Origin of the sequence: Helicobacter pylori, from assembly GCF_011175115.1 — a bacterium.
GTDB lineage: Bacteria > Campylobacterota > Campylobacteria > Campylobacterales > Helicobacteraceae > Helicobacter > Helicobacter pylori_DF.
The window spans coordinates 84,049-95,906 of record NZ_SHOW01000006.1 but is presented as its reverse complement, the minus strand read 5'-3'; the positions used below and the strand labels follow the sequence as shown (position 1 = coordinate 95,906).

The 11,858-nt window shown below is 40.1% G+C and carries 10 protein-coding genes, 2 tRNA genes and 2 pseudogenes; 5 read left to right on the top strand and 9 right to left on the bottom strand.

Features of this window, described 5'->3' with window-relative positions:
• Window positions 1-296 precede the first annotated feature (296 nt).
• Together EXS92_RS06550 and EXS92_RS06545 are read right to left on the bottom strand one after the other, a co-directional pair.
• Window positions 297-373, bottom strand: a tRNA-Met gene (locus EXS92_RS06550).
• A gap of 26 nt (window positions 374-399) precedes the next feature.
• Window positions 400-474, bottom strand: a tRNA-Gln gene (locus EXS92_RS06545).
• A gap of 150 nt (window positions 475-624) precedes the next feature.
• Between EXS92_RS06545 and EXS92_RS06540 the strand changes: the two genes are divergently transcribed.
• Complete coding sequence (locus tag EXS92_RS06540; protein ID WP_165515938.1) at window positions 625-1,071, top strand: hypothetical protein; 447 nt, start codon at window positions 625-627, stop codon at window positions 1,069-1,071.
• Here EXS92_RS06540 and hypD read toward each other — a convergent pair.
• From hypD to pta, 7 genes and pseudogenes are all read right to left on the bottom strand, one after another.
• Complete coding sequence (hypD, locus tag EXS92_RS06535; RefSeq protein ID WP_165515937.1) at window positions 1,022-2,134, bottom strand: hydrogenase formation protein HypD; 1,113 nt, start codon at window positions 2,132-2,134, stop codon at window positions 1,022-1,024. The two genes, EXS92_RS06540 and hypD, sit on opposite strands and share 50 nt — an antisense overlap.
• Window positions 2,135-2,148: 14 nt before the next feature.
• Window positions 2,149-2,385 (bottom strand): HypC/HybG/HupF family hydrogenase formation chaperone, encoded by a 237-nt coding sequence (locus EXS92_RS06530; RefSeq protein WP_000335444.1) that lies wholly within the window; start codon window positions 2,383-2,385, stop codon window positions 2,149-2,151.
• Window positions 2,385-3,113, bottom strand: coding sequence for a hydrogenase nickel incorporation protein HypB (gene hypB / locus EXS92_RS06525; RefSeq protein ID WP_000003616.1), 729 nt, complete (start codon window positions 3,111-3,113; stop codon window positions 2,385-2,387). The genes EXS92_RS06530 and hypB overlap by 1 nt, the downstream gene beginning before the upstream one ends.
• A 113-nt stretch (window positions 3,114-3,226) precedes the next feature.
• Complete coding sequence (locus tag EXS92_RS08090) at window positions 3,227-3,355, bottom strand: hypothetical protein (RefSeq protein WP_000973846.1); 129 nt, start codon at window positions 3,353-3,355, stop codon at window positions 3,227-3,229.
• Window positions 3,356-3,365: 10 nt separating this feature from the next.
• Entirely contained in the window at window positions 3,366-3,665 is a 300-nt protein-coding gene (locus EXS92_RS06520) for a cupin domain-containing protein (protein ID WP_165515936.1), read from the bottom strand.
• A 97-nt stretch (window positions 3,666-3,762) separates the two neighbouring features.
• Window positions 3,763-4,963 (bottom strand): annotated as a pseudogene (locus EXS92_RS06515) (acetate kinase).
• Window positions 4,964-4,980: 17 nt separating this feature from the next.
• A pseudogene (gene pta, locus EXS92_RS07895) lies at window positions 4,981-6,529 on the bottom strand (phosphate acetyltransferase).
• A 250-nt stretch (window positions 6,530-6,779) separates the two neighbouring features.
• On the opposite strand from pta, the gene fliK reads away from it, so the two are divergent.
• The 4 genes from fliK to EXS92_RS06485 are packed head-to-tail and all read left to right on the top strand — an operon-like array spanning window position 6,780 to window position 11,856.
• Window positions 6,780-8,324: a flagellar hook-length control protein FliK gene (gene fliK, locus EXS92_RS06500; RefSeq protein WP_165515935.1), complete on the top strand. Its 1,545-nt coding sequence runs from the start codon at window positions 6,780-6,782 to the stop codon at window positions 8,322-8,324.
• A 50-nt stretch (window positions 8,325-8,374) separates the two neighbouring features.
• Entirely contained in the window at window positions 8,375-9,409 is a 1,035-nt protein-coding gene (gene flgD / locus EXS92_RS06495; protein WP_165515934.1) for a flagellar hook assembly protein FlgD, read from the top strand.
• The gene (locus EXS92_RS06490) at window positions 9,406-11,223 is read left to right on the top strand and encodes a flagellar hook protein FlgE (protein WP_165515933.1); all 1,818 of its coding nucleotides are present in this window, start codon (window positions 9,406-9,408) and stop codon (window positions 11,221-11,223) included. Before flgD ends, EXS92_RS06490 begins: the two co-directional genes overlap by 4 nt.
• A 51-nt stretch (window positions 11,224-11,274) precedes the next feature.
• Window positions 11,275-11,856, top strand: a complete 582-nt coding sequence (locus EXS92_RS06485) for a restriction endonuclease (protein ID WP_165515932.1) — start codon at window positions 11,275-11,277, stop codon at window positions 11,854-11,856.
• The last annotated feature ends 2 nt before the right edge of the window (window positions 11,857-11,858 follow it).

Below are 11,858 nucleotides of genomic sequence, written 5' to 3'. Positions count from 1 at the left end.
TTCATGTTTTTTCTCCTTTTTTGAAACGAGTGTTTTAATGTATTAAACATGGGGCGTATTATAGCATGAAAGCGTTTTTTTTTTGTCATTTTCTTAAAAATTTTGTCATTTTTTTGATTTTGACGCTTTTTGTTTCGTTTGGTGGTGTTAAATCTATGGTTAGGCTTTTTTCTTAAGTTGGTGTCTTAAGGGAAATTCGTTTTCTTCATTTGAAAATCGTTTTCTTCATTTGAAAATCGTTTTCTTCATTTGAAAATCGTTTTTTTAAGGGGATAGGGGGGGTATTTCATTAAGATTGGTTGCGGAGAATGGATTTGAACCACTGACCTTTGGGTTATGAGCCCAACGAGCTACCGGACTGCTCTACTCCGCGATATAAGAACATGCTAAAAGGAAAAATGGCTGGGGTGCAAGGATTCGAACCTCGGAATGCCAGGACCAAAACCTGGTGCCTTACCGCTTGGCGACACCCCAACGAATAAAAGAAGCATTATACAAAAGCTTTTTAAAAAAGTCAAGCTAAAACGCTATAATTCCATCATGGAAAATGGATTTGACCCTCTCATTTATAAACGCTATCTAAAAAAGAAAGAAACCTTTTTGCTCTTTAAAAAGATTGGCCAAATGTCTGCGTTTAGAAATCTAAAGCTCCAGATCAAGCGAAGAGAAGTGATCAATCGTTATGTCGCTGGAATTTTAGGGGATTTAAAGCATGGGTTTAGATACGCTAAAGTAGAACACCAAATCCTAAAAATCTATTTCACACACCCTAGCTATTTGAAAGCCTTTAAGATAGAAGAATATTATTACACCAACCGCCTGAAAGCCCATTTTTTAGAAACGCAAAAAACCCTAAAAGCCCTAAATTACCCCTTTGATTTTGATACTATCCAAGCGAGTATTAGGAAAAGACCTTACCACAAACCGGTTGTCAAAAAAGAAAACCCCCCTAAAAAACCGGTTAGCGTGGATGTCAATTGCGAAGGTTTGAGCGATTTCACTAAAAAGCAATTTTTAAAGCTCAAACGCGCTTGTAACGATAATACGCCGCGCACGCCCCCTCAGAGCTGACCATGCAACTGCCGATCGGGTTTTGCGGGGTGCAAGTTGTGGCGAATAACGAGCAGTCTAGGGGCTTAGCAATGCCTTTTAAAATTTCCCCACACTTGCATGCTTTGTTTTCTTTAGAGGTTTTGTGGCTTAAATATTCTTTAAAGACTTTTTCAGCGTCATAAGAGGCAAATGTTTCTTTGAGTTTGAGAGCGGAATGTTTGATATTCCCCAAACCTCTCCATTCAAAATTTTCTCTCACTTCCATGCATGCACTGACTAACTCTTGCGCTTTCACATTCCCTCCATAGCTCACCGCTCTTTTGTATTGGATTTCTAGCTTGGCTTCTTTGTTTAGGGCTTGTTTGATAAGCATCAGCACGCTTTCTAATATATCCACCGGCTCAAAACCGCTCACAATAATGGGGATTTGAAAGCGATCCACTAAAGGAGAATAGATTTGAGCGCCGCTTATCACGCTCACATGGCTAGGGGCTAAAAGAGCGTTGATCTGGCATGCCGGATCTTTTAAAATCGCGCTCACGCTCGGAGGCACTAAAATGTGGTTGATGTGGAAAAAAAGATTTTTTAATTTTTCTTTTTTGGCATTGAGTAAAACGCTAGCCGTCATCGGCGTGGTGGTTTCAAAACCGATCGCAATATAAATGACTTTTTTATGCGGGTTTTCTTTAGCGATCTCTAAAGCTTGCATGGGCGAATACAAAAAGCGCGCATCTAACCCCTTTTCTCTGGCTTGTATCAAACTCCCATAGCTCCCTGGGACTCTCATCATATCCCCTAAACTCAAAACAATGCTATCTTTCATGCTAGCGAGTTCGTAAGCTTCATCAAGGCGCGCTCTTGGCATCACGCACACCGGACACCCCGGCCCATGCGCAAACTCTAAATTGTTAGGCATCAAGTCTAAAAGCCCGTATTTCATGAGAGAATGCGTATGCCCTCCGCACACTTCCATGATGACTAATTTTTTAGTGAGTTTGGAAGCGAGTTTTTTAATCTCATTAGAGAGCGCTAAAATAACTCGCTTGTCTCTAAAGGGCGAAATGAGGTGATCAACGCTCATTGTTATTATTGCGTTTATTCATGCGTTTCGTTCATTTTGGCGATCATTTCTTGATAAAGCTCAATGGATTCTAGGGCTTCTTTTTCATCAATCTTACTCATCACATAGCCGATGTGGAGCAACACATAATCGCCCACTTTAACGGACTCGCCCATTAAATCCAAGCTCGCCTCTCTTTGAACGCCCAAAGTCTCCAAAATAGCCACATTATCGTTAATGGCTATGACTTTAGAGGGGATCGCTAAACACATTAAAACGAATGCGTGGATTGGTAATTTTCACGCTTTTTTTCTAAAAGGAAGTTTTTAAAATCTTCCAAACTTTTAGGGTCTTTGGAGCTCATTAAAAAAATAGGCGCTTCAGGCTTTAATTTTTGCATGTCTTCTTTGACTTGAGAAACCCTGAAATTAAACACCTCAATCATATCCGCTTTACTGATAATGACCGCATCCGCGCACATGAACATCGTAGGGTATTTTAGCACCTTATCATCGCCCTCTGGGACAGAGAGTAAAACGATATTCATCGCCGCCCCTAGATTATAGCTTGAGGGGCAAACCAAATTCCCCACATTTTCAATGATTAAAAAATCGCTTTTTTCTAACGCCCCCTCATCTTTTAATAAATCAAACGCCCCCTCAATCATGCTCGCTTCCAAATGGCACGCTTCGCCGGTGGTGATCTGATGCGCGCTCACGCCTTTTTTACGCAATCTGTCCGCATCTCTATTGGTTTGCAAATCGCCCTCTACCACGCAAAACTTAAAGTCTTTAAAATCCGCTAGATTTTCTAGCATCGTGGTTTTACCGCTGCCGGGAGAACTCATGAAATTCAACACATACAGCCCTTCTTGTAGGTAGCGCTCTTTCATTTCAGCGGCTTTAATGTCGTTCTTGCTCAAAATCTTTTCCACGATTTTGACGTCTTTTTTACTCAAATTAGGGTTATTTTGTAAAGATTCTTTTCGTTGCTCGCTCATTTCTTTTCCTTGTCTTTTAAAATTTTCGTATTGTAGCGTGCTTAATTAAACGACTATCATTAAACGACTTCTTTTATCCTCTTAGCTCATCTTTTTAGATCAAAAACGCGCTTTTACCCTAACCCCTTATCGTCGCTGTCGTTTTTATCTTTTAACACTAATTTAATGATCCTCCATATGATGATTAATAAAATGATCGTTAAAAGCAAATACCAAACATTGATAAAAACGGCTTTCATCATTTGATTTTCCTTATTTTTTACTTAAAGATAGCCTTATAACGCTATTTTCTAAAGCGTCCAAACGATGCGAAACTTGCGCTTCTAGGCTGATTAACGCTCCCTTTGGCATTTCTATTTTTTCATCTCCCACTTCAAAAACGATTTTGCCCTCTAAAACCTGCACGCTGATAGCTCCCGGGGCCTTGTGCTTGTCCATGATCGCTCCTTTGGGCATGCAAATGCGCATTTCTTTATTGGAAGAATTTTCACTCAACGCTTCAATGTGGAGCTTTTCAAAATGAACGCCCTCTAAAAAATGAACCACTTTCATCAAAAACTCCTAGTGTGATATTTTCTTAATTTAGAACTTAATTTAAGAAAGCTAATTTTTTACCCAAAAATTTCTTATAGATTTCTTAAACAATTCTTTATTCTGTTTTTTCCAAAACCTTTTTGGTTTGTAAAGCGATTTCTAGCTCTTCATCAGTGGGGATTCGTAAAATTTGGACTTTAGTATTAGGCTGGCTTAAATCCACTAACCCACTTCCTGGCTCGTTATTAATGGTTTTATTCAAAACAATACCTAAATTTTCTAAGCCCTCGCACACGCTCTCTCTTAAAGCCGAGTAGTTTTCCCCTAATCCCCCTGTAAAAATGATCGCATCTACTTTTTTTAAGACTACCATGTAAGCCCTAATATACTTTTTAATGCGATAAGCGCACATTTCAAAAGCGAGCTCGGCTTGCTTGTCGCCTTTTTCCTTTCTGGCTTCTATGTTTCTCATTATCCCCACAAATGCCTTTCAAACCGCTTTCATGATTTAAGATTTTCATCACTTCTTCTAAGCTCTTGTTCGTGCATTGTGCGATATATTCCACCACAGTGGGATCAATATCCCCACACCTTGTGCCCATAATCAAACCCTCTAAAGGGGTTAGCCCCATAGAAGTGTCCACGCTTTTACCCTTTTGAATGGCGGCTGCGCTTGAGCCGTTCCCTAAATGCAAACTGATAGCGTTAAATTCCTCATAAGCGGTATTCAAAAACTTCGCCGCTTCTTTAGCCACATAATGGTGTGAAGTCCCATGGAAACCATAACGGCGGATTTGATACTTTTCATACAATTCATAAGGTAACGCATACATGTAAGCGTAACTGGGCATAGTGGCATGGAATGCGGTGTCAAAAACAGCGATTTGAGAGATATGGGGGTGCACTTTTTGAACGAACTCAATACCGGCCAAATTCGCCGGGTTGTGTAAGGGGGCTAAAATAGAAAGATTGCCAATTTCTTGCATGACTTTTTCATCCACTAGAACTGGGGCATGGAATTTATCCTCCCCTTGAACCACACGATGCCCTATAGCGTCAATTTGATTGAAATCTTTGATGATCCCCATTTTCGTTAAATTCTCACGAATCATTAAAAGTCCGCTCGCATGATCTTTAATCACAAGCTTTTCTTTTAATTCTTGATCGTTATGGTGCAAATGCGATTTGATTTTCAACTGCCCTATTTCTTCGCCGATTTTTTCGGCCAAACCGCTTGCTAAGGGCTTGTTTTCTTTCATGTCAAACAATTTAAACTTGATAGACGAACTGCCCAGATTCAAAACTAAAATTTCCATCAATTCCTCCTAGTGGATTAATCTTGCGCTTGAAGGGCGCTAATCAAAACGGTGTTAATAATATATCTTCCACTAAAGTGCCCCTACTCAAATCGTTAATGGGCTTGTTCAAGCCTTGTAAGATAGGCCCTATCGCCACGGCTTTAGCGCTCCGTTGCACCGCTTTATAAGCGATGTTCCCAGCGTTTAAATCCGGGAAAATAAAAACGCTAGCTTGCCCGGCCACTTGGCTGTTAGGCATCTTTTTCTTCGCTACGCTTTTGTCAATGGAAGCGTCAAATTGTAAAGGGCCATCAATTTCTAATTTTGGATCTAATTTTTGCGCGATTGTTAGGGCTTCGTTGATTTTGTCTATCATTTCGCCCTGAGCGGAATTGCCTGTCGCATAAGAGAGTAAGGCCACTTTAGGCGCGATATTGAATTGTTTGGCACTTTGTGCGGAAGTGGTAGCGATCTCGGCTAATTCTTTAGGGCTAGGGATAATGGCACAATCCCCAAAAACGAACACTTGAGTGTCCAAACACATTAAAAACACGCTTGAAACCAAGCTCACGCCGGGCTTAGTTTTAATGATTTGTAAAGCGGGCCTAATGGTCTCAGCTGTGATTGACCCCAGAAACCATGGCATGCGCGTATCCTAAATGCACGAGCATGGTCGCAAAATAAGTCTTATCCAGCGCTAATCGCTCGGCTTCTTGCTCACTCAATCCCTTTGATTTTCGCAATTCATACAAGCTTTTAGCAAATTCTTCTCTATAATGAGAAGTGTTGGGATTAATGATTTCTACATTTTCTAAATTCAAGTTCAAATTTTTCGCTTGGGAGTTAATGGCTTCTTTATCGCCTAATAAGATCAATCCTACCGCGCCCATGGCGTTCAAACGATGCGCGGCTTTTAAAATCCTTTCATCTTCGCTCTCTGGTAAAACCACTTTTTTAATCTGTTTTTTAGCCTTTTTTTCCAAACTCCTTTGAAAGGCTAAAGGGGTAATAATCTCGCTTTTTGTTTGCAACACGCTTTCAATCACGCTCGCTTCTAATTCGCATTGTTGCTTGCAAAGAAACGCGCTCAAAAAATGTGGTTTTTCAAGCATTTCGCCCACAAATAGCCCTAAAGCGAAAGGGGCTTCTTTTTTGAGAATATGAAAGTGCATGGCTTTCAAATATTCCAAACTCGTTTGCGCGACAGCCACCATAGGAGCGTTTAAATGCTTGGCTAAAATGGTGTTTAAATCTAAAAGAGCGTTTAAGAAAAACTTCGGCACGTACCCTAAATTAATGACAAAATCATGCGTGGTTTGTAATTCATCATAGCGTTTGAGAATCGTTTCAAATAGTAACTCTTCTTGAGCGGTGCTTACAAGCTCTAAAGCCTTTTGCTTGTCTATGGCGCTATGAACCTCTAAAGAGCTTAGACCCTCGCACTCCCCAAAAGCCCTCACACCCCCCATTAATGGGTGAAAACAAGGCGATTTTTTGATAGTGGAGCTTTAGTGCTTTTAAAAGGCTCTTACAAGCAACCCCTAAAACTTCCATATTCTCTGGATAAATCCATAAACCTTGCACGCCAATCTCCCTAAAATTATCGTTTTTATTTAATTGTAGCGAAATTTAATTAAACCTAAACGAAGCCATAGTTTTAAAAACCTCTGTTCTCATTAAGCGCGAATAACGACAACTTTTATTTTTAAAAAATGGGGTTTTTCGTTTTAAAAAACACCTTTAGCATTTTTAGATTTGATCACGCATATTAAGGAACTCTTTTTGCTTGTCTTCCACCATGTAAAAAATAAAAGAGTTGTTTTAAAGGATAACCATGCCATCTCCTGTTAATCCCCTTCACACCAACGCAAACGCTTTAAATGGCGGGGCGAAAAACGAAGTTAAAAACGCCAAAAACGCCCCTAAAAGCGTATCAAAAGATTTCAGTAAGATCTTAAACCAAAAGATCTCTAAAGACAAAACCGCCCCTAAAGAAGATCCTAGTGCGTTAAAAGCCACGCCTAAAGACGCTAAAGCGCTTGAAAAAACCCCTACCCTAAACCACCAACACGCTCAAAACCTCGCTAAAGACCAACAAGCCCCTACCCTAAAAGATTTACTCAACCACCCAAAAACCCACCCAACAGCCGAACATGAGACTCAACATGAAACCCATGAGGCCAATGAAACTAACCCCAAAACCCCTAACGAAACTTTAAACAAGAATGAAAAAAAGCCTAACGAAATTACTTCTAACGCTCATCAAACAAACTTGCCTAATAAAAACCCTATAACCCCCACTAACCGCTCTAACAACGCTATCAAAACCCCAACCACCCCAACCCATAACGCTAAAGATCCAAAAACCCTTAAAGACATCCAAACGCTCAGCCAAAAACATGACCTAAACGCCAGCAACATTCAAGCGGCCACGACCCTAGAAAATAAAAACCCCTTAAATGCGAGCGATCATCTTGCCTTAAAAACAACGCAAACGCCCACTAACCACACCCTTGCAAAGAACGACGCTAAAAACACCGCTAACCTTTCTAGCGTTTTGCAATCTTTAGAAAAAAAAGAATCGCCAAATAAAGAACACGCAAACCCCTCTCATAACGAAAAAAAAACACCCCCTTTAAAGGAAGCTTTACAAATGAACGCCATTAAAAGGGATAAAACGCTTTCTAAAAAAAAGCCAGAAAAAACCCCTACTAAAACTCAAACTACAGCCCTAAGTGCGACGCCAGAAAATGCCCCTAAAATCCCTCTTAAAACGCCTCCTTTAATGCCTTTAATAGGAGCTAACCCCCCTAACGATAACGCTCCAACGCCCCTAGAAAAAGAAGAAAAAACCAAAGAAATAAGCGACAATAAAGAAAAAGCTAAAGAAACTAATAGCAGCGCTCAAAGCGCACAAAACACCCAAGCTAGCGATAAGATAAGCGACAATAAAAGCATCGCCCCTAAAGAGACGATCAAGCATTTCACCCAACAATTAAAACAAGAAATCCAAGAATACAAACCCCCCATGAGTAAGATCTCTATGGATTTATTCCCTAAGGAATTGGGCAAGGTTGAAGTGATTATTCAAAAAGTGGGTAAAAACCTTAAAGTGAGCGTGATCTCTCATAATAACAGCTTGCAAACCTTTTTGGACAACCAACAAGATCTTAAAAACAGCCTGAACGCTTTAGGTTTTGAAGGGGTGGATTTGAGTTTTTCGCAAGATTCTTCTAAAGAGCAACCCAAAGAGCAATTAAGAGAGCTATTCAAAGAGCAAGAATCAAGCCCCTTAAAAGAAAACGCCCTAAAAAGCTACCAAGAGAACACGGACCATGAAAACCAAGAAACAAGCATGCAAATCACTCTTTATGCGTGATTTTAAGCAAGTTTGCCCTATAATAAGACATCTTTAACAAGGAAGAGATCATGGCTATTGATTTAGCAGAAGTTACAGGAGCTAAAGCCGCGCAAGAAAGGAAAAAAGAGCAGCCCACCATCGCTAATGGGTTGGATAAAAACGCTTTCATGAAACTCTTTTTAGAGCAATTGAAAAATCAAGACCCCACCGCTCCTATGGAAACGGATAAAATCATCACCCAAACCGCACAGCTCACGCAAGTGGAAATGCAAGAAGAAAACAAAAAAACCATGCAAGAAGTCGCCAGTGCGATGAAATCCAATAAAGAAACTAACGAATCTTTAAAAGACTTTCAAGGCGCTTTAAAAGACACCATGGAAAACCTGAATAAAGGCATGGACGATAGTTTGAAGGCTAACAACGCTTTAAGGGAAGTAACGGCCCTTAATTCTGTGAGCATGATAGGCAAAATCGCTGAAACCGATGTGAGCGGGGCGAATTTTGATGGCAATAACAAGCTTTCTTTTTCGCTCTTTTTTGATGAAAAAATTGACGCTTCTAAAGGAGTGCCAGCGATTCAAATCTTAAATGAAAACAATGAATTAGTCAAAACGATTTCTTTAAAAGATTATAACGGGCAAAAGGGGTATATTAATTTTGAATGGGACGGCACAAACGAAAAGGGCGAAAAAGTCCCTAAAGGCAATTACAAAATCAAGGCTGAATACAATTTAGACTCTCAAAGCAAGCAGTATTTGCAAACGCGCATTGGTAGGGGCGAAGTGGAGAGCGTGATTTTTGATAAAGGCAAGCCCATGTTAAGAATGGGCGAAATGATTTTACCCATAGACAGCGCGATAGAGTTTTATAAACCGGATCAAAAACCCCTTGATCAAAAACTCTCGGATCAAAAACCTCAAAAACTCTCGGATCAAAAACCGCTTGAACAGAAAGCCCTTGAACAGAAAATCTCTGAACAAAAACCGCTAGATCAAAAACTCTCGGATCAAAGACCGATTGATCAAAAGCCCCTTGAACAAAAACTCTCTGATCAAAGACCGATTGAACAGAAACCCCAAACCTCCCCTAAAGAGACAGCATGAACGACACCTTATTAAACGCTTATAGCGGGATTAAGACCCACCAGTTTGGCATTGACAGCCTTTCAAATAATATCGCCAATGTCAATACTTTAGGCTATCGCTCCAATGATCCGGAGTTTAAGACCTTGTTTTCTTCGCATTTAGACGCTTTGAACGCCAAATCCGTTGTGGCTAATGATAGAAATTACGGCGTTACAGGCTCAGGCAATGTCCTTTCTAATAAAGACGGGGAATACATGCCAAGTGAGGGGGAATTTCATATGGCGTATCAAGGCAAGGGCTGGTTTGTGATAGGGCCCAATAAAAATGGGGAAATGACCATCAATAAAGACGGCTTTAGCAAAAAACAGGATAATTTTCTCACGCGTGCTGGGAATTTCGCACGAGACGCTGATGGCTATTTAGTAACCCCTGAGGGCTATTATGTTTATGGCATTGATTTGAAAAAAATCAAAGACGGCACGCTCAATTCCACCGCTAGAGATGAAGACATTGAAAAATTGCATGGCAACACCCTTTCGCCCTTACAAATCCCCCAAGATTTGACTTACCAGCCGGTGCTTAGCACGAAAGTGAATATCAGCGTGAATCTAAACCCTAAAGACCATTTAAAGGGCGTGCAAGATTTTTTCTTAAACGATAAGGGCGAGATTATTAAAGAGCGTTTTTTAAACCAAGATATTAACGCCCTAGCGAATAACGATAACGAGCCAATAGACGCGATTACTAATCGCAAATTAAACATCAGTATCCAAAAAGAAGATGGCAAAAAAGAGGATTTGGTTTTCACTTATGGGGACGCTGAAAAAGGCGAAAACCAATTCAAAACCTTAGGCGATTTGCAAAAACTCCTTAAAGAAAAAACCGGGCTAGACCTAAACCTCATCAAAAGCGAAAAAGACGCCAAAAGCCCCCCCCTTTTATTAGAGATCGCTAATCCTAGCCAAACGCCTATCACCTTTAGCTTGAGTGGGGGCATTGCGGATAAATTGGGCTTGAATGCGAACGGAATGGAATTGAAAAAGGGCATCAGCAGGGATTCAGTGGCGATTAAAATCCCTTATTACAGCACAGAAGTGGATATTTATGATAAAGCCGGGGATAAATACTTGCTCCAAAGCGAATATTACATGACTAATTCCAACGATCCCACATCAAGCCCCACGAGTAAAAGGAAAAACCAAACTTGGGAAGTGAAAAGTTATATTGTGGATCCCAAAAACAAAAAACCTATCAATGATCCTACTTGGGAAATTGTCGGCTTTGATTCAGCCACGCACAAAATGAAATCCGCCCCCATGACTTTGGATTTTAAAGGCAATAAGCTCACCTACTCTTTAGATAAGAGCGAAAACCATGATTCTAGCGATTTGTCTTACCAAGACTCTAAACTCTTAGAAGCGAGCCAAGACGGCAAGCCTAGGGGCATTTTTAGAGACATGCGCATTGAAGAAAATGGCGTGATTTCTCTAGCCTTTAGTAACGGGGTGGTAGAGCCGGTCGCTCGCATCGGTATTTTAGCTTTCACTAACGATCAAGGCTTGAGAAAGATCGGCGGTAACCTCTATGAAATGCAAGAAGGCACCATTAATGGCGAAAACAGACCCCTAAGCGGTAACCCTATTTTAGGGTGGGACGAAGAGGGCAAGCTCAAGTTTGGGAAAATCAGGCATAAATATTTAGAAACAAGCAACGTGAATGCCGGGAACGCCCTAACCAATCTCATTTTAATGCAAAGAGGCTATTCTATGAACGCTAGAGCCTTTGGCGCGGGCGATGACATGATTAAAGAAGCCATTAGCTTGAAAAAATAAGGGGCTAAAATAAGGAGTGTGGTAAAATACCCTTTTTAATAAGGATATTTAATGATACCCACACAGCTTAATGAAATTGCAGAATTTTTAAAAACAAACCCTTATAATTTGTCTCAACCCTTACAGGATGGGCGATTAAATTCATCTGTCAATGAAGAAGAAATTTTAAACACCATCAAACATTTTTTTCCTATCCAACTACCAAAAGCCAGAGAGTGGTGGGATTTTAGTTTTGAAGAAAACGATATTTTTTATCCTGTTAATATTAAAACCACCACCACAAAAACCGCTGACAATCTTAATGGTAAATTAGGGATTTATTATGCGTTGTGTGGCTTAGTGCCGGAGTTTAATAACGAAATCGCATGGGAAAAATACTTTCAAAAACTGCATAAAGACTTAGGCAAAAACACCGATAGAGATTATTATTTTTTGATTATTAACAAAAACGATCCTAAAGATGTTTTTATCAATTCCTTAAAAGGTATCCAAACCCTCCAACCCAATAACTTGCCCTTCCAATGCAAGTGGGATAACAACAGAGAAATCGTTCAAAGAAGCTTTATTGAAAGTAAAAACTTCATCTTAAGCGCTCTAGCCAAAAGCGTTAAGTTACGAGCTAATATTTATTAAGA